Origin of the sequence: Halomonas sp. DP8Y7-3 (genome assembly GCF_019801675.1) — a bacterium.
Classification (GTDB): Bacteria; Pseudomonadota; Gammaproteobacteria; order Pseudomonadales; family Halomonadaceae; genus Halomonas; species Halomonas litopenaei_A.
In genome coordinates, this window is record NZ_JAHVIO010000009.1 from 426,739 (window position 1) to 448,575 (window position 21,837).

21 protein-coding genes are annotated in these 21,837 nt (G+C 63.7%); 7 read left to right on the forward strand and 14 right to left on the reverse strand.

The features are described 5' to 3' along the window. Positions 1 to 17: 17 nt before the first annotated feature. From KUV86_RS11610 to KUV86_RS11620, 3 genes are read right to left on the reverse strand one after another with little or no spacing between them, the layout of a single operon-like run. Positions 18 to 1,745, reverse strand: coding sequence for an ABC transporter permease (locus KUV86_RS11610; protein WP_222484871.1), 1,728 nt, complete (start codon positions 1,743 to 1,745; stop codon positions 18 to 20). Continuing rightward, a complete protein-coding gene (locus KUV86_RS11615) occupies positions 1,732 to 3,024 on the reverse strand; it encodes an ABC transporter substrate-binding protein (protein ID WP_261397619.1) in 1,293 nt (430 codons plus the stop codon). Before KUV86_RS11615 ends, KUV86_RS11610 begins: the two co-directional genes overlap by 14 nt. A gap of 45 nt (positions 3,025 to 3,069) precedes the next feature. After that, complete coding sequence (locus KUV86_RS11620; RefSeq protein ID WP_222484872.1) at positions 3,070 to 4,179, reverse strand: aminoglycoside phosphotransferase family protein; 1,110 nt, start codon at positions 4,177 to 4,179, stop codon at positions 3,070 to 3,072. Between the two features lie 275 nt (positions 4,180 to 4,454). Here KUV86_RS11620 and KUV86_RS11625 point away from each other — a divergent pair, with 275 nt between their 5' ends. Beyond that, the gene (locus KUV86_RS11625; protein ID WP_222484874.1) at positions 4,455 to 5,951 is read left to right on the forward strand and encodes a SulP family inorganic anion transporter; all 1,497 of its coding nucleotides are present in this window, start codon (positions 4,455 to 4,457) and stop codon (positions 5,949 to 5,951) included. 169 nt (positions 5,952 to 6,120) lie between these two features. Further along, a complete protein-coding gene (locus KUV86_RS11630; protein WP_222484876.1) occupies positions 6,121 to 6,975 on the forward strand; it encodes a universal stress protein in 855 nt (284 codons plus the stop codon). 153 nt (positions 6,976 to 7,128) lie between these two features. On the opposite strand, the gene KUV86_RS11635 is transcribed toward KUV86_RS11630, so the two are convergent. The 4 genes from KUV86_RS11635 to KUV86_RS11650 form a co-directional block, all read right to left on the reverse strand. Then, positions 7,129 to 7,602: a DoxX family protein gene (locus KUV86_RS11635; RefSeq protein ID WP_222484086.1), complete on the reverse strand. Its 474-nt coding sequence runs from the start codon at positions 7,600 to 7,602 to the stop codon at positions 7,129 to 7,131. A 59-nt stretch (positions 7,603 to 7,661) separates the two neighbouring features. Next, positions 7,662 to 8,501 (reverse strand): putative DNA-binding domain-containing protein, encoded by an 840-nt coding sequence (locus KUV86_RS11640; RefSeq protein WP_222484879.1) that lies wholly within the window; start codon positions 8,499 to 8,501, stop codon positions 7,662 to 7,664. Then, positions 8,498 to 9,508, reverse strand: a complete 1,011-nt coding sequence (locus KUV86_RS11645; RefSeq protein WP_222484881.1) for a DUF692 domain-containing protein — start codon at positions 9,506 to 9,508, stop codon at positions 8,498 to 8,500. Before KUV86_RS11645 ends, KUV86_RS11640 begins: the two co-directional genes overlap by 4 nt. Positions 9,509 to 9,680: 172 nt before the next feature. Continuing rightward, the gene (locus KUV86_RS11650) at positions 9,681 to 9,959 is read right to left on the reverse strand and encodes a DUF2282 domain-containing protein (RefSeq protein WP_206941259.1); all 279 of its coding nucleotides are present in this window, start codon (positions 9,957 to 9,959) and stop codon (positions 9,681 to 9,683) included. A gap of 242 nt (positions 9,960 to 10,201) precedes the next feature. On the opposite strand from KUV86_RS11650, the gene KUV86_RS11655 reads away from it, so the two are divergent. Beyond that, complete coding sequence (locus KUV86_RS11655) at positions 10,202 to 10,561, forward strand: RidA family protein (RefSeq protein ID WP_222162764.1); 360 nt, start codon at positions 10,202 to 10,204, stop codon at positions 10,559 to 10,561. Positions 10,562 to 10,670: 109 nt separating this feature from the next. Here the strand turns inward: KUV86_RS11655 and KUV86_RS11660 are convergent, their stop codons facing one another. From KUV86_RS11660 to KUV86_RS11675, 4 genes are all read right to left on the reverse strand, one after another. After that, positions 10,671 to 12,179 carry a PhnE/PtxC family ABC transporter permease gene (locus KUV86_RS11660; protein WP_222484883.1) on the reverse strand — a complete coding sequence of 503 codons (1,509 nt, stop codon included), beginning with the start codon at positions 12,177 to 12,179 and terminating at the stop codon, positions 10,671 to 10,673. Next, positions 12,176 to 12,901 (reverse strand): ATP-binding cassette domain-containing protein, encoded by a 726-nt coding sequence (locus tag KUV86_RS11665; protein ID WP_222484885.1) that lies wholly within the window; start codon positions 12,899 to 12,901, stop codon positions 12,176 to 12,178. Before KUV86_RS11665 ends, KUV86_RS11660 begins: the two co-directional genes overlap by 4 nt. Before the next feature lie 29 nt (positions 12,902 to 12,930). Further along, complete coding sequence (locus KUV86_RS11670; protein ID WP_222484886.1) at positions 12,931 to 13,806, reverse strand: putative selenate ABC transporter substrate-binding protein; 876 nt, start codon at positions 13,804 to 13,806, stop codon at positions 12,931 to 12,933. A 124-nt stretch (positions 13,807 to 13,930) separates the two neighbouring features. Then, a complete protein-coding gene (locus KUV86_RS11675; RefSeq protein ID WP_222484079.1) occupies positions 13,931 to 14,788 on the reverse strand; it encodes a MurR/RpiR family transcriptional regulator in 858 nt (285 codons plus the stop codon). Between the two features lie 341 nt (positions 14,789 to 15,129). Between KUV86_RS11675 and zwf the strand changes: the two genes are divergently transcribed. The 4 genes from zwf (at position 15,130) to KUV86_RS11695 (ending at position 18,820) form a co-directional block, all read left to right on the forward strand. Beyond that, positions 15,130 to 16,629, forward strand: a complete 1,500-nt coding sequence (gene zwf, locus KUV86_RS11680; RefSeq protein WP_206941249.1) for a glucose-6-phosphate dehydrogenase — start codon at positions 15,130 to 15,132, stop codon at positions 16,627 to 16,629. 1 nt (position 16,630) lies between these two features. Next, positions 16,631 to 17,314, forward strand: a complete 684-nt coding sequence (pgl, locus tag KUV86_RS11685; RefSeq protein ID WP_222162768.1) for a 6-phosphogluconolactonase — start codon at positions 16,631 to 16,633, stop codon at positions 17,312 to 17,314. Between the two features lie 15 nt (positions 17,315 to 17,329). Continuing rightward, on the forward strand, positions 17,330 to 17,992 hold the full coding sequence (locus tag KUV86_RS11690; protein WP_206941245.1) for a bifunctional 4-hydroxy-2-oxoglutarate aldolase/2-dehydro-3-deoxy-phosphogluconate aldolase: 663 nt from the start codon (positions 17,330 to 17,332) through the stop codon (positions 17,990 to 17,992). Between the two features lie 195 nt (positions 17,993 to 18,187). Then, positions 18,188 to 18,820, forward strand: coding sequence for a hypothetical protein (locus KUV86_RS11695; RefSeq protein ID WP_222484887.1), 633 nt, complete (start codon positions 18,188 to 18,190; stop codon positions 18,818 to 18,820). A gap of 107 nt (positions 18,821 to 18,927) precedes the next feature. On the opposite strand, the gene KUV86_RS11700 is transcribed toward KUV86_RS11695, so the two are convergent. The 3 genes from KUV86_RS11700 to glk are packed head-to-tail and all read right to left on the reverse strand — an operon-like array spanning position 18,928 to position 21,835. Beyond that, positions 18,928 to 19,881, reverse strand: coding sequence for a carbohydrate kinase family protein (locus tag KUV86_RS11700; RefSeq protein WP_222484888.1), 954 nt, complete (start codon positions 19,879 to 19,881; stop codon positions 18,928 to 18,930). Between the two features lie 17 nt (positions 19,882 to 19,898). Next, positions 19,899 to 20,870 carry a D-hexose-6-phosphate mutarotase gene (locus KUV86_RS11705; RefSeq protein ID WP_222484889.1) on the reverse strand — a complete coding sequence of 324 codons (972 nt, stop codon included), beginning with the start codon at positions 20,868 to 20,870 and terminating at the stop codon, positions 19,899 to 19,901. Beyond that, the gene (glk, locus tag KUV86_RS11710) at positions 20,867 to 21,835 is read right to left on the reverse strand and encodes a glucokinase (RefSeq protein ID WP_222484890.1); all 969 of its coding nucleotides are present in this window, start codon (positions 21,833 to 21,835) and stop codon (positions 20,867 to 20,869) included. The genes KUV86_RS11705 and glk overlap by 4 nt, the downstream gene beginning before the upstream one ends. Positions 21,836 to 21,837 lie beyond the last annotated feature (2 nt).

A 21,837-nucleotide genomic window follows, 5' to 3' on the forward strand; every position in this document is an offset into this window, starting at 1 on the left:
TCGCGGGTTGTGTGGAGTCAGGTCAACAGGGCTCGCCGCCGTCGATGCAACAGACGAGGCAGGCCAATGGCCAAGGCAAAGCCAATGGCGGGTAGTGCCAATTGAGCCAGGGCATAGATAGCGGTCAGCCGGCGGTCGCCGCCGGACGCCAGAGAAACCGCCTCCGTGGTCAGCGTGGTCAGTCTGCCCGCGCCCAACAGCAAGGTCGGCAGGTACTGGCCGATGCTGACGGCCAGACCCACCGCCATGGCGGTCGCCATCGGCGCGAGCAGCAGGGGCAAGCGTACCCTCAGGAAGATGCTGGCGTGGCTCTTGCCAAGGCTGGCAGCGACCTGGCTCCAGCGGGGATCCAGGCGGCGGTAGCTCTCGGCCAGGGACAGAAACACATATGGCAATACGAACAGGCTGTGGCCGACCACGACCAGGACAAATCCTGGCATCAGAAACAGCTGAGCCTGGAGCTGAACCAGGCCGTAGAGAAAGGCCACGGGCGGTACCAGCAGTGGCAGGTAGAGCACCAGGGTGGCGCCCTTGCCCATGCTGCGCTGATGCAGGGATTCGCTTTCGAGGCAGCCAACGACCAGTATCGTCGACAGTAGGGTTGCAGCCACTGCCAGGGCCAGCGTAGTACCTGCAGCGGGCAGGAGTCCCGGCAGTGCAGCGCGCCAGTTGGCCAGGGTCAGCGGGGTTGGCCAGCTGGCAGGAAACGGCCAGTAGGCGGCCAGAGACCACAGCACCAGCCCCAGCAAGCTGGCACACAGCAGGCCCGCACTGAGCCAGGTCAGTCCACCGCCAAGCACCACTCCCAAACGCTGGCCAAGGTGGCGCTGACCATCGGTCAAGCAGGGTGTGGCCAGCAGGCGAATAGCGTGCTCGATGCACCACCATATGCCGAGCGCCATCAGCGTGACCGCCAGCTGGGTGAGCGCTGCCGCGGATGCCATGAAACGCATGGAAAGGTCTGGGTCCCCTAGCCAGCGGACAACGCTGACGGCCAGGGGTGGCGGAGTCGAAGGGCCCAGAATCATGGCGACATCGACGTTGGACGAAGCAAAGGCGATCACCGCATAGACCGGCAACCGAATCAATGGATACAGGCTCGGCAAGACGCCCTTGAGAAAGGCGGTGACGGGAGAGTAGCCCAGCGACAGGGCCAGATGGCGGCGATGATGGGCCTGGCATTGAGGCAACGCCGCCAGGCTCATCAGCAGCAGGAAGGGGACTTCCTTGACCACCAGCCCAGCGATCAGGGCAATGCCGTGAGGATCACCGGGGAACAGGTAGTCCGGCGGCACCTGTTGACCGCTCAAACCGGGCGAAACGAGCCGCATGGCCAGTCCCGACGGGGCGAGCAGAAAGGCCAAGCCAATGGCCGCTGCCGCGTGAGGCACGGCCAGCAGAGGCGATAGCAGGCGCTTGAGCCAGACAAAGGCCGCGCTGTCGGCGAAGGCCCCGAGAAACAGGATGACGATGACCAGCGCCACCGCCGTGCTGATCAAGCCCGTGGAAAGGCTCATCGTGATCATCTCGCCCAGGCCTGGGGTGTGCCACAGCGCGACCCAGGGCGCCAGGCTGAGGCTTTCCCCGCCCAGCGCAGGCAGCCAGCCAAAGGCTGGCGCCGTGACGCCAGCAACGCCCACCATGACCGGCACGACAAGCAGTAACACGGTGAGCAGAGGCGCCCAGCGTGTCAATCTCACAAACCAGGTGTCGGCGGCCAGGATACGCTGGTCAACGCGTGCCATATCGCTCCAGCCAGCCGGCCTCGACGGCTTCCATCCAGCTCGGATGGGGCTCAGGCAAGGTGTTTTGCAGCTCGGCAACGGGCAGGCGCGCAGGCTGGTCATCCATGGGCGTCAGGGCATCCCGCTGGTCGCTGTCCAGACGCTCGAGGTCGAGGACCGTGGGGTCGCCCCACACATCCAGCTGTTGCTTGCGCGCCTGAGCTTCCGGGGACAGCAGGAAGTTGGCGGTGACCATGGCGCCGGCCACATGGCTGGCGTTGAACGGAATCGTCACGAAATGAACGTTGCCAATGGTGCCCCCTTCCAGCACGTAGCTGCGGATCGAAGGGGGCAGCTGGTAGGAGCTGACCGCCGCCGCGGGTTCCGCCGGGTTGAAGGTGAAGGCCAGTGACAGCTCGCCATCACCCATCAGGCTGCGCATGGCAGGCCCGGAGGCGGGGAAGTCACGCCCCTGGCGCCACAGCTGCGGGTGCAAGGCATCGAGATAGTCCCACAGTGGCGTCATGAACGCCTCGGCATCAACCTCGCTGGCTGGGCGGGAGAGCACGGCGGGATCGTCGACCAATGCGAGAAGCGCCTGCTTGAGGAACGTGGAGCCATGGAAATCCGGGACCAGCGGATAGGTGAAGCGGCCTGGATGTTGATGACTCCATTGCAGCAGTGCATCAAGAGACTGCGGGGGGGAGTCGACACGGTCACTGTCGTAGTAGAACGTCAGTTGTGCTTTTCCCCAAGGCGACTCGTAGCCGTCAGTCGGCACGGTGAAATCCGTGGTCATTTCGGGATTCGCGTCGGGGGAGGTCAGCGCAAAGTTGGGCAGGCGCTGGGCAAAGGGGCCCAGCAGTAGCCCATTTTCCTTCATGGCAGAAAAGTTCTCGCCATTGATCCAGATGAGGTCAATGGCGCCCTGGTCGACGTTGCCTGCGGACTTTTCCGCCAACACGCGGGATACGGCGGCGGCAGTGTCCTCCAGCTTGACGTGCACTAGCTCGACGTCGTATCGCTGATCGAGTTGACCTGCCACCCAATCGAGATAGCCATTGACGTTGGGATCGCCTCCCCAGGCGTTGAAGTAGACGGTCTGACCCTCAGCCTGCTGCTCGACGTCGCTCCAGTCTTGCTGGAGCAGCGGGTGGGGTGGCGGTGAGCTCTGGGCAAGAGTGCCTGGTGCTTGAGTCTCTTGGGCAAGAGTGGCCTGGACCGGAGCCAGCGCCAGCATGGTGACGGCGAGTCGACGGACAACGGCGGATAGGGGTGTGCGTGACGCAAAGCGGGTCATGATCGCATCCTTGTGCAATGAGCAGGCGAAAACGCTGGAGTCGAGTCAGCCCGCATCGGCCAGCTCCGCCAGCTCGTCGGTGACTCGTTGGATGATGGGGGCGGACAGGTAGTGATCCACGCGGTCGGCCACGTGATCGACCAGCGCGACTTGGCTGAGCTGAGCGGACCAGTCTTCACCGCGATGGCGACGATCTATCTGCTGATGCTGCTGCGCGCGCCATTTGGCGCACCAGGTCAGTGACCACAGCCACATGGCATGGCGACAGGCCATCAGGTTGCGCCAATGCGTGTCGCGCCCGCTTTCGGTCATGCGCGCCCGCCAGCGCTGGTAGAGCGCCACCAGATCTTCGATGAACAGCACCGCGCGACTGTGCAGGTCCCAGGTGGTAGAGGTATACAGACTCATGTGCGCGAGGTCGAATCCCGGCAGTGAGTAGCGGCATTTTTCTAGATCCACCAGCACTGCCCGGCCCTCTGGCGTGATCAGGAAATTGCCGGGGTGGGCGTCGAAGCTGATGAGGCTCACGGCGGCATTGGCGACGGGGAGTTGCGAGGGCAGCTGTGACAGGGCCTTTTCGATCAGCGGCAGGCTGTGTCGGCTCAGGTTGGCGTCGGGCAGGTGCCGGGCTTGGGCCCGCACATCATCGAGCATATCCCGCCAGGGGTCGGCAGGTGATAGCAACGGTGATCGTTGCTCAAGGGCAGGCAGCGGCAGGCTGTGCAAGCTGGCCAGGGCGGTGGTCATGGCGGGCAGGTCGCTGGGTAACCTGGCCGAGCGGCCGTCAATGGCTTCCACTACCAGGCCACCCCTGGGCAACAGCTCGTCGCAGGGTAGCCAGTCGTTGAGTCTTGGGGTATGGCCACTGGCTTGCGCCCGGGTGAAGCAGGCCACCTGGTAGTTGAGGTTGCTGGCGGCATCCAGACCCAGCTGACTCTGCTTGGGCAGTCGTGCCAGCCAGGCGCCGTCTTCGCTGCTGTGGGGCAATCGAACGTGCCAATGTGCCAGACCGGTATCGGCTAGCGGTTGCAGCAGTGAGTCCGTGCATGCAGGAGGCTGGGGCAAGGGCCAACCGTGCCTCGACAAGCTCTGCTTGAGCGCAGCCAGAGGAGGGCCATCACGCTCGCTAGGCTTGGGCGGGGCGCACTTTTCCATGTCGCGTTCCTTGGACGTTTTGTCATAAGTCGAACCACCTGCTCGATCCTTACAGGTTTTTTTCGCCGCTGGCCAATGGGCGATGCCGTGCAGGTCAGGCCTTGCAGCGTGCCTGGCGTCGCCTTGCGGGTGTGCTTCTGGTAGACTGCGCCACTTCCCGTCAGACACGATCAGCGAGCGCCAGGCACCATGCCTAGAGCGCTGCTTCCTCGTGGAGAAGCGGCTGGCGCAGGCTGACCGCGGCCTCATTTCACACTCATCCCCTGGACCGCCTCATGATGCGATCGATCACACAAGACTGGTTCTCCAATATTCGGGGCGACGTGCTGTCCGGCATTGTCGTCGCGCTGGCGCTGATTCCCGAAGCCATCGCCTTTTCCATCATCGCTGGCGTCGATCCCAAGATCGGCCTGTATGCTTCCTTCTCCATGGCCGTCATCATTGCCTTTGCCGGCGGTCGGCCGGGCATGATTTCCGCGGCGACCGGCGCGATGGCGCTGCTGATGGTGACCCTGGTGAGAGAGCACGGCCTGCAATATCTGCTGGCGGCCACTCTGCTGACCGGGGTGCTGCAGATCGTGGCGGGCTACCTGCGCCTGGCTGACTTGATGCGCTTTGTGTCGCGCTCTGTGGTCACCGGCTTCGTCAACGCCCTGGCCATTCTCATCTTCATGGCGCAACTGCCCGAGCTGACCAACGTCACCTGGCATGTCTACGCGATGACGGCAGCGGGGCTTGGCATCATTTACCTGTTTCCCTACGTTCCGCGCATCGGCAAGCTGCTGCCGTCACCGCTGGTGTGCATTTTGGTGCTGACCGCCGTGTATCTGCTCAGCGGCATGGATATCCGCACGGTCGGCGACATGGGCGAGTTGCCGGATACCTTGCCGGTGTTCCTGTGGCCAGACGTACCGCTGAACCTGGAGACCCTGGGCATCATCTTCCCCTACGCGATCATGCTGACCGTGGTGGGCCTGCTCGAGTCGATGATGACCGCCACCATCGTCGATGATTTGACCGACACCCCCAGCGACAAGAATCGTGAGTGCAAGGGCCAGGGCATGGCAAACATCGGCACAGGCCTGTTGGGTGGCATGGCAGGCTGCGCGATGATCGGCCAGTCGGTCATCAACATCAAGTCAGGCGGTCGCGGTCGCCTGTCGACCTTTCTGGCAGGCATCTTCCTGCTGCTGATGGTGGTGTTCCTGTCCGACTGGGTGTCGCGTATCCCCATGGCCGCCCTGGTCGCTGTCATGATCATGGTGTCCATCGGTACCTTCAGCTGGAGTTCTCTGCGCGACCTCAAGAAACACCCCATGTCGACCAATGTTGTCATGATCGCGACAGTGGCCGTGGTGGTGTGGACCCACAACCTGGCCATTGGGGTCTTCGTAGGGGTGTTGATCGCTGCGCTCAACTTCGCCAACAAGGTGGGCAACTTTCTCTATGTTGCCAGTGAGGAACTCGAAGGTGACGAGCGTCAGGGGCGCCGGTACCGGGTCATTGGACAGGTCTTCTTCGCCTCTTCCCAGCGCTTCTCCGCTGCCTTCGACTTCAAGGAAAGTGTCGAGAAAGTGGTGATTGATCTATCTCGCGCTCACTTCTGGGATATCACGGCGGTGCAGGCATTGGATATGGTGGTCATCAAGTTCCGTCGTGAGGGCACCGAGGTGGAGTTGATCGGTCTCAATGAAGCCAGCGCGACCATCGTTGATCGCTATGCCATCCACGATAATCCCGCAGCGGTGGAAAAGCTGATGGGCGGACACTGATCACGGTGTTAGGTGCTGCACGATAGGTGGAGCACCGAGACACAAGGACGTGTGGCATGAGAGAGTGACGAGACGGGTCGCGCTGCCACGCGGCATCATGCAAGGACATCGGGGCGCCTTGCCGTCTTTCGGGGCCCTTTATCCATCAACGCCAGGCAGGATGAGAATCATGACAGAACAGGTGATGGCTGCCATCGATGGGTCGCAGTTTGCCGAAAGCGTGTGCGACGTAGCCGCCTGGGCCAGTCAGGCCCTGGGTGCGCCGCTGACCTTCCTTCATGTGGTGGACAATCACCCTCAGACAGCAGAGGCAGACCTGTCTGGAAATCTGGGATTGGGTGCCCGCGAACACCTGCTGGAAGAGTTGGCGAGCCTGGACGAGCGGCGTGCCAAGGTTGCCCAGGAGCATGGCCGGCTGATGCTTAAGGCGGCCAAGGATCGCGTCATGGCGGCCGGCATCTCCGAGCCCAACTGTCGCCAGCGTAATGGCACCCTGGTCGAGACAGTGCTCGAGCTCGAGAATGACATTCGTCTACTGGTGATCGGCAAGCGCGGCGAGAGCGCCCAGCAGGCCAGCGAACACCTTGGGTCGAATCTGGAGCGGGTAGTTCGCGGACTGCACCGGCCGATCCTGATGGTGCCTGAGTCGTTCAGCGTGCCCAAGCGAGTGATGATCGCCTTCGACGGCAGCAACACCACCCGCAAGGGGGTTGAGTTGCTGGCGCGTAGCCCGCTGTTCAATGGCATTGACTGCCATGTGGTGATGGTGGGAGCCGATACCGGCGACCACCGCAGCCAGTTGGAGTGGGCCTTGACGACCTTGCGAGAGGCCGGTCATGAGGCCGAAGGCGGCATCTATGCGGGCGACGTTGAAGAGGCCCTGTGCGACTACCAGCAGCAACATGCTATCGACATGGTGGTGATGGGTGCCTACGGCCACTCGCGTATTCGGCACCTGCTGGTGGGCAGCACCACGACCAGCGTACTGAGACGTACCAGCTTGCCGGTGCTATTGCTGCGCTAGGCCGCTACGTTTCTAGAGAAGTTCCTAGAAGGAAGCCGGGAGCCGTCTTGTTGTTGAAGGCGGCTCCCGTCGTTCGTCTTGCCGTCTCCCTCCGTTCTGTCTCCTTCCAACCTGTCTCCTGCCGACCCGCCTTCTTGGCATCAGTGCCTGACACTACGGCTGCCCGCTTTCTGGCCGCTTGCACAATTGTCGGCACAGCAGCTTATCCAGCGAGAGTCGTCCCGCCCCGCGTAGCACCAGGGTGGCCAGACTGGCAGCCCATAGCCCGTGAGTGACCCAGGCTTCGGGGTAGACGAAGGTCTGGATGACCAGCGTCATGATCAGCAGTCCCGTGGCCGCAAGCCGCGTAGCAAGTCCCGCCCATAGCAGCAGCGACAGGGAAAACTCTGCCAGTGTCGCCAGATAGGCGGCTAGCACGGGGGAGATCAGTGGCAGCGCGTATTCGTGCTCGAACAGGAAGAACGTGCTGTCGGCAAGTCCAACGCCGTCCACCTTGGTCAGGGCGGACTGAAAGAAGACGGTGCCGACAACCAGTCGCATGAGGACCAGCACAAGATCCAGCGAACGCTGGTCCAGCCATCGCGAGGCCTGTCCGTAGGTGGTCAGCAGGGTGGTATGAATGCTCATGGCGATCCTCATTGGCGGTCGAGAAAGACGCTGTCAGCGACACCTGAACGTCGGCTGGCTCAGACGGGTGGCGGTGTTGCACCGGCGTTGCGTGACGCTTCCTTGGGTGGTTGAGCCTCAGCGGTTTTGTGAAACGCCTCAGCGGGCTTGCATAGCGCCCCCTGACCCACCAGTGTGCCGAGGGCACGCCCCAGCAGGTCGTCCAGTGAGTCGCTGGCACGTAGCCCCCCGGCCAGCTCCTGCTCCATCTCGCCGAGGGCCTGAGCCAGTGACGTCGTCCCATCAAGCCGCCGGTGGAGGTTTGCGGTCACGTCATCGATGGGGGTCATCTGGACGCGTTGGCCGTGGCGCACCAGCAGCCAATGTCCGGGTCCCTGTGACCCTAGCGGAGCGCTGCCTTCTCCTCTTTCCAGGGCCTGCCACAGCCCTTCCACATCGTGCTCGCAAGAGACGCACCGACTGGCGGGCAAGGCCTGTACCAGACAGCTGACGCTGTCGAGACAGGCGCCCAGTTCACAGGCTTCCAGTGGGATACTGTCGGCGGCATGGCTGACCCTGAGTCGGGCATGCTCAAGACCCGCGATATCGGCAACGAAGCGATAGCGCGACACGTCAGGTGACTGCCTGAGCGCAGTGACGAAGTCACCGCCGTAGTGGGCCAGACGAGGGTCCCTGGGAGGATGATGGGCGACGAAGCGTGAGGCCTCACCGACGAAGCAGCGCTCTCCCAGCAGGGTCAGTGTGTGGGGAAAGGTGTCCTTGAGCGCCTCGATCAGACTCGAGCGAATGTTATTGCGATAGACATCGAGGCCTGGGGTATCGGCTATCGGCGAGGAAGGGCGATGGGGTTGGCGCACAGCGTCGATGAAGTGGCGCTGCCAGTCCTGTAGGCGGCTCATGGCAAGACTCCGCTAGCGGGTAAAGTCGTCGCCTGTTGCGAGGGTGGAGCATCCTGGGCGCCGGCATGATGGCGTCGTGCCAGGGCCACTTCTTCCAGCCAACGAGATAGCGGTGGCACTCTGTTGTCCCATTCCACCAGGGTGGGAAGTTCCGGGCGCAGGCGGGCCACCTGCCGATAACGTTGCCATACCGGGTCTGCCACCGGGCTGCCGTGGTCGTCGATATAGAGGTCGCTGGTGCTGTCCTGGGTATGGCCGGCCAGGTGCCATTCACCTACCGCGTGCCAGGGCACTTCCTGCAGATAGCTGTCCAGGTCACGATTCAGGTTGGCGGCGCTGATAAAGGCATTGTTGACGTCGAACAACAGCCCGCAGCCAGTCGCCTCCACCAGGGCCTGCAGAAACTGTGTCTCGCTCATGGTCTGATCCAGCCTGACATACAGGCTCGGATTCTCTACCAGCAGCTGGCGCCCCAGGCTGTCCTGGGTGCGTGCCACGTTGTCGCACATCACCCTGAGAGACTCCTGGTTCAGAGGCACGGGCAGTAGATCGTTGTAACTGTGCCCATCCAGGCGGCTCCAGGCCAGGTGCTCGGATACCAGTGCCGGTTTGAGCTGGTCGACCAGCGTTGTCAGGCGCTTGAGGTGCTCCGGGTCGATGCCTTCAGCGCTTCCCAGGGATAACCCCACTCCATGCACCGATAGCGGATAGCGACGCGACAGCACCGCCAGCTGTTCCTGTACCGGGCCTCCCGCATTCATGTAGTTTTCTGCGTGGAGCTCGAGAAAGTCAGGCCCGCTCTCCAGCGCGGCAAGTTCCTGTAGATGCTGAAACTTCAGGCCGATGCCCATGGCAGCCCGTGGCAGCGGCAATCCGGTGATCGCTGCTGGCGCGCTCGCCTTGTCGGTCAGTGCCGTCGCCCGGGACGACCCTGGCGGCGTCCAGGCTGACGACACCGAGTCTGTGAGCGAGGATGTCTTGGCAGGGGGCGTGGACGGTGTCGTCATGATGAACTCCGCGTTGGCGGCGTTTGCCGCCTGCATGGCGCCAGCTGTCGACGACGGTCGGCACCTTACGGCGAGCTGAGGTCTTCAGCCACGGGGCTTCTGGCCTCAAGCGGAAGAAGTCCGCGGGGTCATGTCCGCCTGGCCCCGCGGTGGTCGAAGATCTGACTCGACGTCAGGGGCGTTCGACTTCGCTCAGGCTGCCATTGCCGTGGGGGGTCTCGATGCCGGTACAGGTCCCCTCGGGAACCAGCGTCCAGGCATTGCCCTGGTAGTCGACGGTAGAGGTGCCCGCACAGGTGGTTCCTGGGCCTGCCTTGCAGTCGTTTTCGCCTGCCAGTGAGATGCCGTAGCACTTTTCCATGTCGCCGTCGGCGGCCTGGGCGGTAGCGATCACTCCTGCTTGTGCCATGGCGGTCGACAGCACTGCTGCCATCATGATGGAACGCTTCATTGGTAAACCCTCATGTTTTAGACAAGGTGACAGCCGGGCTGTCATCACTCAGTCGTCCTCATGAGAGAGACCTGACACTGTTGTGCCGCCAAAAACGCCCGATCGGGCTATCTCGTGCAGGCGAAAGTTGGCTATATTGAACGCCGGCCCAAGGCAGCCGGCGAGACTACCGGGAAGACCTCGGATGAAACATCTTCCTTGTTGCTAATTTACAGTTGATATCACTTTTTTTGGAGAGCGCGATGAGCATTCAGCGTCATGACACCAAGACCCGTATGAGCCGTGGTGTCATTCATCAGGGAGTGGCCTACCTGTGTGGCCAGGTAGCCGGCCCCGAAGCGCGTGAGGGGGATATCACCGCCCAGACCACCAGCATGCTTGAGCGCGTGGACGAGCTGTTGGCGGAAGTCGGCAGTGATCGCGAGCACCTGCTGACCGCGACCATCTACCTGAAAGAAGGCGAGGATTTCGCGGCCATGAATGCGGTCTGGGACGCCTGGGTACCGGAAGGTCACGCTCCGGCTCGCACCTGCGTCTGTGCGCCGATGCCGGCGGGCGAGTTGAAGGTCGAGATTACCGTGACCGCTGCCATCAAGGGGTGAGCCATCCTGCGGTGAACGGCTGAGCTCGACACTGGTTCAGCCCGTTGTGCAGCAGGTCGTGAGCCACGACGCCGACCCTTGGGTCGGCGTCGTCGTTTCCAGCATGAGGTCAGCGCAGGCAGGGGTCGTCGATGGGCGGCTCGCAGGGACGCAGACGCCTCGCCAGGGTGTCGACCAGGATATTGAGCAGTGCCGTCACCACCAGCAGGGCGAATGCCACGTCGAACATCAGCATCTGGAAGGCATCGTCGATAATGTCACCCAGGGTGGCCACCCCGAGCATGCCCAGCAGCGCGCTCTCCCGCAGAATCACTTCGGCCCGGTAGTAGACCAGGGCCAGCATGCCTGGGTAGACCCGGGGCAGTAGCTCGTAGGCCAGCCGTCCTGATGCCGGCAGCCCTGCCATGCCGGGCTCGATGGCATGGGCGTGGCGACTGACCAGAAAGGCAATCAATGCGCCATTGTGCAGTGCCAGTGCCAGCCAGGCGGGCAGCAACGACGGGCCCAGCAGCAGCAGAAAGATGAAGGCCAGCATCAGCTCTGGGGTAGAGCGCAGCAGGATCAGAATGCCCCGTCCTGCGCCCCGCGTCAGCGGGTTGCCGAAGTGACGTGATGCCAGCGGCCACAGCGCCAGTGCGATCAGCAGAGCGCCCACCGTGCCGAGCAAGCCCAGCAGCAGGGTATTGGCGACCGCTGTCACCAGGGCAGGCAAGCCCATCAGCCAGTCGACAAGGCCGCTGATATCGCCCGTCAGCAGGGCACGAGGCCAGATATCCTGGCTGACGAAGCGCCACAGCAGCCCTCCATCGATCTCCGGCCACGGTCCCAGCAGGGTGACACTGGCGATACCCAGCGGCAGCAGCAGGCGGCGATGGGCCCACCAGGGCAAGGTGGCGATCAAGGCGTAGAACAGCCACAGCAGGGCCCCTGCCTCGTGATACCGGCCTTCGCGAAAGGCACTCTCGAGCTGATAGCCAAGCGTCGGCAAGCCGACGAAGCCCAGTAGAACACTGGCACGCAGCGCACACTCGAAGCGGTAGCGGGTATAGGCGGCCAACTGGGCGAATGCCAGCGGCAGTTCGGTATAGGCCAGCCTGGCCAGCCGGCTTGTGCCCTCCGGCAGGGCCTCCTGGGCGGCCCGCGGGGTCTGCTCCAGAATCTCCGCGTAGACCTTGGCGAAGATGCCGGCATAGGGGATCGCCAGTGCCGCCAGGGCAGTCAGCGCCGACAGGCCAAACACCTGCAGGAACAGCAGGGCCCAGAACAACTCGTGCACCGCGCGCACACCCGCCGAGGCAGCGCGCACCCAGCGCGAGCGCGAGTAGACCAATGCCAGTGGCAAACCGAGCACGACACCGCTCAAGGTTCCCCAGAACGCCACCGCGACGGTCAGGCCGATGGCCTGGAGCGGCGTTTCGATGGCACCGAGATCCGGCAGCGCCAGGCCCAGCGCCATGCGTCCCAGCTCCGCCCAGGGGTCACGGCTGAGAATCTCGAGGTCCGCCAGCGGAATGGCGATCAGGGCCAGCGCGATCAGCCACAGGCTATGCCGGGCCAGCCGAGCGCCGATACCGTCGCCGGCCAGCAGACCGGGACGGGAGTCACCGCTTGCTATCATGGGACCGCTGACTCACTGGTGATGGCGGACGCGTCAGGCGCAGCCGTCGCACTAGGGTACAGGGCGTCCAGGTCTGCAAGGCTCAGGGTCTGACTGGGGGCATCCAGCACGAGTTGTCCGTCAGCCAAGCCCCAGACTCGGTCAAAGTGGCTCAGGGCCAGTTCCCGCTGGTGCAGCGCCATGACCGTCGTGGTGTGCTGGGCGTCAATCCGGTCCAGCAGGGACATGGCTTGATGGGGGTCGACGCTGGCGACGGGCTCGTCACCAATGAACACCGGCCGCTGCTGGTAGAGGGCCCGGGCGATGGCCACGCGCTGGCGCTGGCCGCCGGAAAGGCGGCCCACCGGTCGTCGGGCGAGTCCGTCGAGGCCTAGCGCTTGGCACAGCGCGGTGATGTCCTTCCAGCAGCTGGCCAGTGGCCGCACCAGGTTCCACAGGTTCGCCAGCGCCGAGTGGTGCTCCAGTCGTCCCATATAGACGTTGTGGTAGACCGAGAGCTGGGGCACAAGACCATGGTGTTGTGGACACCAGGCAGCGTGCGCTCCCAGACGCTGACGCAAGGTGGCCAGCAGGGTGGACTTGCCGGCACCGCTCTCCCCGAGCAGCGCTACTCGTTGGCCTGGTTCCAATCGCAGCCGGACATCCCTCAACACGATCTGCCGTCCGTGACCGAGATCCTCGCCGTCAAGGCTCAGGCCAGTGAAGTCCACTGCCTCGGACATCGAGGCAGTGTCTTTGGGGCCTTGTGACATCAGCGCAGCAGGCCGAGGTTCTCGGCGACGCTCTCGATGGGGGCGTACATGTCGTTGTCGGCAGGAATAAAGCCTGAGCGCGGGAAACTCTCGAGCAGATCAGGATCATCCATGCTCAGCAGTGCCTGGCGCACTCTGTCGGTGAAGCCTGCGCCAAAGGTCTCATCGGCGTCGCCACGCAGGGTCCACTGGTAGTCCGGGTAGCTGGGTGTGGACCAGATCACGTCGACCTTGTCCGTATCCACGTCGCCGTTGGCCAGCGCCGCGTCCCAGACCTTGAAGTTGACCGCACCGATGTCGTAGGTGCCAGCTTCTACCAGCGCAATCGTGCGCGAATGGTCACCGGAGAAACCCACCCGGGTAAACAGCTCTTCCGGGGCCGCATCAAAGCGCTCGCGCAGGTAGTGCTCGGGCATCAGGCGGCCTGACGTGGACGTCTTGGCGCCGAAGGTGAAGGTCTTGCCTTCGATGCTGTCCGGGAGCGTATCAGCGGGTTCCAGGCCGGTGCTGGCGTGGGCCAGAAAATAGGTTTCGAAGGCCGCGTCTTCGACGCCCTGGGCCAGGGCCTGGGAGCCAGGTACCAAGCGTCGTGCCTGTACCCCGGAAAGTCCGCCGAACCAGGCCAGCTGCACCTGATCGTTGCGAAAGGCCGTGACGGCGGCGCCGTAGGACTTGACGGGCACATACTCGACGTCCACCTCAAGGGTGTCGGAGAGATAGTCGGCTACCTTGGAAAAACGCTCGACCAGGCGCGACTCGTCTTCGTCGGGGATGGCGGTAAAGCGGAAGGTATCCGCGGCGGCGACGGAGGGCAGGCCAATCAGGCCGGCGGTGGCGATAGCCAGCAACGACATCAGCGAAGCAAGTGAGCGCATGGGGCAGCCTTTGAGCAATGAGGTGCATGGTCAGCCAGCGCGAGGGCATTCCCGCGGGGCAGGGCGCCTATTGTTGTGCCATTACCCCTTTGAGGCAAGCCGCATGCCGCGACAGCAGCTCGACTCAGTCGTCCACGCTGTAGCGAGTGTTGCGCAGACTGTCCTTGATCTTCTTGAGGTGGTGCAGGAAGTCCTCGCCGCGTCGCAGTGTGACCCCGGTGGCGAGGACGTCGATCAGGGCGAGCTGCACCATCCTCGACGTCATGGGCATGTAATGATCGGTGTCTTCCGGGGCGCTGACCGTCAGGGTTTCGGTGCACTGGCGAGCCAGGGGGGAATCCGGGGCGGTGATACCCAGCACCACGGCACCATGTTCCCGCGCGATGGCGGCGATATCGACCAGTTCTCGCGTTCGTCCCGTGTAGGAGAGTACCACCACGACGTCCCCGGTGTGGCAGGCCGAGGCCACCATACGCTGCATCAGCACATCGACGTAGGCGCTGACCGGGAGGTTGAAGCGGAAGAACTTGTGCTGAGCATCCTGGGCGACGGCCCCGGAGGCGCCAAGGCCGAAGAAATGGATTTGCTTGGCCTGGATCAGATAGTCGACCATGCGGTCGATACGTTCGGGCGAGACCTCGCGGCTGGCGAGATCGAGTGCGGCGATGGTGGCACCGAAGATCTTGCCGGTGTAGGCCTCGGCGCTGTCATCGGGTTCCACTGCCTGGCTGACATAGGGGGTGCCCCCTGCCAGACTCTGGGCCAGCTGAATCTTGAAGTCCGGGTAGCCCTTGGCGTCGAAGTTGCGACAGAAGCGATTGACGGTAGGCTCGCTGACCGATGCGGCTTGAGCCAAACTGGCGATACTCATGCCGGTCGCGGCGGCAGGGTCGGCCAGAATGACATCGGCGACCTTGCGTTCGGAGCGATTCAGCTCGTCCAGGCGGGCGCGGATGCGTTCGATAAGATCGTGGCGAACCATGGTCGGCAGTGGCTCCGTAGCGGCGTGGGTGAATGGGACGGTGGGGTGAAGGGGTAGCCAGGGCGACTCCCTCAGGGGATGTGGTGATTTAACTACACAATGCCAGCTATCCTAGCTGTCTCGCCGACGACATCCAATCCACATTCGATGTCCCCGCAATGTACACCGAATGTATAAGCGCAGCGAGCTCAAATTTTGTGTAAGTTTACAAAATATTGTGTGTACTCGCCGCGGAATTTCGACTATTTTTTTGTAAACTTAGATATCCCTGCGGCGAGTCACTCAGCCATTAGATGCCTTGGCCCCGCCCGTCAGGAGTCTACCAGCACACGAGGACGGTTATGACACGACACTCCCGCTCCAGTGACGCCGAGCGCACCGACATTGATCTGGCGCTGTTTGGCGCCTTGGGCGACCTGTCTCGCCGCAAGCTGTTTCCCGCGCTCTACCAGCTCGATCGTGAAGGTCTGCTGCATCCGGATACCCGGCTGCTGGGACTGGCACGCCAGGATATCGATCTCGACGCCTTCCGGGAGCGCATCCATGCGTCGCTCAAGGAGTACGTCAAGGCCAGCGAGCTGGATGACAAGGTGGTGTCGCGCTTCCTGGACCGCCTGTCCTTCTTGACCGTCGACTTCACCACGGTGGAGGGCTACACGGCGATTGCCGACTGGCGCAAGCAGCAGGCCCAGCAGCGCCCGCTGGTGGTCTATCTTGCCGTGGGTGCCAGCCTGTACGGGGATATCTGTCGACATCTCGAGGCCAGTGGCAGTCTGGATGACGAGAGCCGCGTGGTGGTGGAAAAGCCCATCGGCTACGACCTGGAGTCCTCCTGTGAGGTCAATGATGCGGTGGGAGCGGTATTCCCGGAGTCGCGCATCTACCGAATCGATCACTACCTCGGCAAGGAGACCGTGCAGAACCTGATTGCACTGCGCTTTGCCAACCCGTTGTTCGGTACCCAGTGGAACCAGAACCATATTTCTCACGTCGAGATTACCGTGGCCGAGAAGGTCGGGATCGAAGGGCGCTGGGGCTATTTCGACCAGGCCGGACAGCTCCGCGACATGGTCCAGAACCACCTGCTGCAGCTGGTCTGCCTGATCGCCATGGACCCGCCAGCCAACCTGGACGCGGATGCCATTCGTGACGAGAAGGTCAAGGTACTCAAGGCATTGAAGCCGTTTACCGATGACATGATTGGTCGCGACGTGGTGCGGGGCCAGTACACGGCGGGCACCAGCAACGGCCAGGGTGTGCCGGGGTATCTCGAGGAAGAGGGCGCCAATACCCAAAGCTACACCGAGACCTTCGTGGCCATGAAGACCGAAGTGGCCAACTGGCGCTGGGCGGGCGTGCCCTTCTATCTGCGCACCGGGAAGCGCATGCCGGAGAAGCTGTCGCAGATCGTGATCCACTTCCGTCAGCAACCGCACTACATCTTTGACCCGGATCAGCGCGCGATCGCCGCCAACAAGCTGATCATCCGGCTGCAGCCTGAGGAAGGCATTCGCCTGGAGGTGCTGACCAAGGACAGCGGCCTCGACAAGGGCATGCGCTTGCGCCGGGGGCCCCTGCATCTGGATTTCAACAGCGCCTTCCCCAAGGCCCGTATTCCGGATGCTTACGAGCGGCTGTTGCTCGAGGTGATGAAGGGGCAGCAGTACCTGTTCGTGCGGCGTGACGAAGTCGAGCATGCCTGGCGCTGGTGCGACGAGCTGATCGCCACCTGGGAAGACCGCAATGAACCGCCGCGTCGCTATCCTGCGGGCTCCTGGGGGCCGGTGGCCTCGATCGCCATGATCACCCAGGATGGTCGCAGCTGGTACGAGGACTACTGATATGAGTGCACAAGGTTCCGAGTTGTCGCCGCGCGAGCAACTGGCCCATCAGCTGGCCGAAAGTGTGGCGGCGGCGTTGCGTGAAGACCTGGCGGTGCAGCAGCGGGCTCTGCTGGTGGTCTCCGGGGGCTCGACTCCGGTGCCCTTCTTTCATGCGCTGTCGCGACAGTCGCTGGAGTGGCAACGAGTGGACGTGACGCTGGCTGATGAACGTTGGGTCGCGGCTGATGCAGATGACGCCAATGCCCGTCTGGTGCGTGAACATCTGCTGGTCAATCACGCTCAAAGCGCCAACTTCGTGTCGCTGACGACAGACCATGCCACCCCGGAGCAGGGCGCTGAAGAGGTGGCCGAGCGGCTGGCCGGTCTGTCCTGGCCGGCGTCGGTGGTCATCCTCGGCATGGGCGGTGATGGGCACACCGCGTCGCTGTTCCCCGATAGCCGCGAGCTGGACCTGGCCCTGAGCACCGATGCACTGACCGTGGCGGTGCGCACCCCCAGTCAGCCTCAGGCTCGCATCACCCTCAGTGCCGAGCGACTGCACCATGCACGTCGCCACGTGCTGCATCTTACCGGCGACGACAAGCGTTCGGTGCTGGCCTCCGCCATGGCCGGAGACGACGTGCGGGAACTGCCCATCCGCGCCTTCCTGAGCTGCCCGCTGGCCGTCTACTGGGCACCCTGAATTCTGGAGTCACTCATGACCATTGAAAAACAGCTTCCCTCCACTCGTACCACTGAACTGGACAGCATCTGCCTCAAGGCAGAGGTCATTCCCGTCATCGTCATCGACCGCATCGAGGATGCTGTGCCGATGGGGCGTGCGTTGGTGGAAGGCGGTCTCAGCGTGCTGGAAGTCACCCTGCGCACGGATTGCGCCATCGAGGCCATCGCGCGCCTCAAGAAGGCACTGCCTCAGGCCAGCATCGCCGCCGGAACGGTGTTGACCCCGGCCCAGTATCGTCAGGTCGAGCAGGCCGGTGCGGATTTTGTGGTCACCCCCGGCGCCACGGATGCACTGTATCGCTATGGCGTGGAAAGCCCGGTGCCCATGCTGCCCGGTGTCGCCACCATCTCCGAGCTGATGACCGGCTGGCAGTATGGCTACCGTCGTTTCAAGTTCTTTCCGGCGGAGGCCAGCGGAGGCGTCAAGGCGCTTAAGGCCTTCGGTGGCCCGATCGGCGAAGCGCGCTTCTGTCCTACCGGCGGCATCAATCTGGGCAATGCCTCCGAGTATCTGGCACTGCCGAATGTGATGTGCGTTGGCGGTTCCTGGCTGACGCCGAAGTCGCTGGTCGATGCCGGTGACTGGGATGCCATTCGCGCCCTGGCCAAGGAAGCCGCTGACCGCTTCCACCACTGAGCTCTCTGCACTGGATGATGATCCATGTGCTCTCTCTCGACAGCTGGTGCTGTCCTTGATCCGGCCTCTGGCCGGATTTTTTTTGCTTCGTCGTGAGCTCGTCCACACAATGTCGCTATAGCCACGGATATGGCTTCGGATATCGTCCCGGCATGGCAAGATGCAGGGCATTCTCAACGCGTCGGAGGCGGCGACATGAAGGTGCTGTTACTGGGAGCGACGGGACTGGTGGGGCAGGAGGTGCTGAGCAGGCTGCTGGATCATCCGCAGGTCAGTGCCGTGGTGGCGCCGGTGCGCAGACCGCTGCAGCGCGAGCACTCCTGCCTGATGAGTCCTGTCGTGGACTTTGCCCAGCTCGAACAAGGCGGTGAACGGTGGCACGTCGACGCCGTCATCTGCGCCCTGGGTACCACCCTCAAGGCGGCAGGATCTCGCGACGCCTTTCGCTGGGTCGATCTGGAACTACCGCTGTGGTTCGCCCGCCAGGCGCGAGCTGGCGGGGCCCAGCGTTTCTCTCTGAACTCGGCGTTGGGCGCCAACCCCCACTCGCGCTTCTTCTATTCCCGGGTCAAGGGTGAGCTGGAAGACGCGCTAGGAGGACTCGACTTCAATAGCCTGACGATAGTGCGGCCTGGCTTGATCGATGGCCAGCGCCTCGAGATACGTCGCGGCGAGCGCCTAGGCCTGGCCGCGTCGCGTCTGCTGCGGCCGCTGCTGCCCAGGCAGTGGCGCCCGAGTCCGGTATCAAGGATTGCCCAGGCGCTGGTCGACGGTGCCGTCCTGGCCCCGGCTGGGCGTCACCTTGTCGAGGCCAGGGATCTGGCCTGAGCAAACACCGCATCTGCATCCATGCCTGCGCTGACGTGACACTACGCTGCGCGCATGGAACGTCAGGCGACTGCCCCGGGGTCGGGCAGTCACCGTAGCGGATCGCTTCAGTCGATCACATCTTCTCGCCGGGGCAGCGCCGAGTACGCACCGGGGCGCGTCACGGCATGGGCGCCGCAGCGACATGCCAGGGTCAGGGCGCGCTCAAGAAAGGCGCCGTCCTGGGCCCAGTCGGGCTGCTGCCAGTCGTGGTCGGCAAGGGCCGCCAGCAGGCCGCCGATAAAGGCATCGCCGCCAGCGGTGGTGTCAACCGCCGTCACCGCTGGCGGTGTCATGTGAGTCACGCCGCGAATCGTATGGGCTGCCACCGAGCCGGGGCCATCAGTGATCACGATCAGGCGTGCTCCGGCCGCCAGTCGTTCGGCCAACCAGTCTTCCCGGGGGTGATCGCCACGCAGAGCGTCGAGTTCGTCGGTCGACAGCTTGATCAGGTCCGCCTGGTCCAGCAGGCGGGTGACCAGGCCGATGTCAATCTGATGATCTGGCCACAGATTATGGCGCAGGTTGGCGTCCACACTGACCAGGCAGCCTGCTCGCGCGGCCATCTCGGTAATGGCCAGCGAGGTCTCGGCGATGTCCTCATCCGTCAGGCTGTTGCTGCAGAGGTGCACGATGGCGGGCTCTGCAAAGACGCCCTGGGGCAGGTGTTCCGTGCGGTAGAGCAGGTCAGCGGCAGGCGGCCGATAGAAGTCGAAGGTGCGCTCACCCTGGTCATCCCGTGAGACGAAGGCCAGGGCGGTGCGGGCCTCTTTCGTGCGCGCTACGCCGCTGACGTCGACTCCGTGGTGCTGAAGCTCGGCAGCGATGAAGTCACCGAAGTGGTCGTCTCCCAGCATGCCCAAAAAACGACTGGTGAGACCCAGACGGGCGCAGGCTACCGAGACGTTGGCCGGTGCGCCACCGGCGTAGGGCGTGAAGGTCTCTGGACCTTGCGTGCTGCTGCCCAGCCGGCTGGACAGCATATCCACGAGCGCTTCTCCGAAGGCGATCACAGGGGTCATGGGAGGCTCCTCGGCGATCAGTCGTTGGCCAATGATAGGGTGGTGCCGAGCATGTGCTGGGCTCCAGGTACCAGCCACACCGGGTCAAGGCGGGTGTTGGCGGATTCCACACACAGGAAGCGACGTGCGGCGTCGAGGGGAGTGTCCGGGTTGGGAGACTCGCCCGGGTTCCACACCACCACGGAGTCGCTGTTCTGACGAGCGATGCGCAGGCGCCGGTGGCCGTCATCCAGCACCACCTCGGCGTTGGAGTGGTAGATCCGGTCAATGCCCTCGCGCACGCCTAGCTCGCCGATCTGCTCGCTCTCGGCAAAGCCCTTGAGCTTGTCCAGGTAGCGGGCGCCAGCCAGTCCTTCGACGCGGCAGGCAAAGACCTGATCCACGGCGAGATAGCTATGCAGCGCGGCAGTCATCTTGACCGGGGTTTCCCCCAGGTGCTCGGTGATCAGCTCGACATGCAGGCGCTGGGCGTTGGCCTGGACCACGGCGCGGGGATGAAGCTGGCTGTGCAGTCGCTGAGGCAGCGACAGATGCACTTCGACGCCGTCCTCGTGCTCATCCACCGCATCCAGCTGCCAGTCAGCCTTGCGCGCCGGACCGTGCATCGGCCCAGAACGATCGGCAGACTCGTCCGCCGTGTTCTCGTCGGCAAACCATGGCCAGCACAGCGGAATCCCGCCGCGGATGGCACCCGGCACCTGCTGGGGCGTCGGCGTTACCCACAGCCAACCTCCGGGCACCAGCGGGTCATCCGCACCGCTATCGACACCGCCGTCAGCGGCTGACGCGGGGCCGGACGCGGAAGAAGAAGCGCCTGCGGCTCGCGTGGGGTCGGACGCGGGTAAAAAGTGCAGTACCTGGGCCCCCTGGAGCGAGATCGCCAGCTGCCCCCAGGACTCGTTGGCCACCCAGACCTCACGACCGGCCCAGTGGATACGGCCCTGGCCTTGCACGTCATTGATCAAACTCTGCAGCGTTGCCGGAATCATTCGACCTCCTCGTTGTGGAGCGCCTCGGCGGCGCCCAGCAAGCCCGTCCAGGGGGCCTTGACCACCTGTATTGAGATGGCTTCGTTGTAGGGGCGCATACGGCCCTTGCTGCTGAAAGCGCTGAGAAAACCACTGTGGGGTAGCCAGTCCACCAGTCTCGGCACGATGCCTCCGCACAGATAGACGCCCCCTCTGGCTCCCAGGGTCAGGGCGGCATCGCCTGACACATCACCGAGGATCTTGAGAAAGCGCAGGATGGTATCACGCCCCAGAGGGTCACCGCTGTTGGCCGCGCTGGTCACCTCCGCCGGAGATGACGCCAGTGCCGGCTGGCCGTCCATGTCGGCCAGCACGCGGTACAGGTCCAGCAGACCCTGGCCGCACAGGATGCGCTCCACGCTGACCCGCCCGTAGCGGCGGTGAAAGTGGCGATAGATGTCCAGCTCCAGCTCATCCGTGGGGGCAAAGCTTGCGTGTCCGCCCTCATTGGGCAAGGGCACCCAGGCACGCCGCGCCGGGAACACACCCGCCATGCCAAGGCCAGTGCCCGGGCCGATCACCAGGCGCGCGGCATGCTCGACCTCGTCACCCGTCTGAATGCTGACCAGCTCATCGGCAGCGACATGGGGGACGCCCAGGGCCTGTGCCATGAAGTCATTGATGACCTTGAAGTTATCGAGCCCCAGCTCGCGTCGTACATCACTCTTGAGAAAATCCCAGTGATTGTTCGACATGCTGACCCGTTCGGCGTGTACCGGACAGGCGAAGGCCAGACAGGCTTCCTTCGGCGCATCCTGGCCGCTGGCACCTGCCTGGCTCAGGTAGTCCTGAACGGCCTCGACCACTCCCGGATAGTCGACGCAGGGAAGCGTCATGATGTGGTGGGGGGCAGGGTGGTCCGGCGACACCAGCGCAAAGCGCGCGTTGGTGCCGCCGATATCCCCGATCAGCGCTTGACGTGTCATGG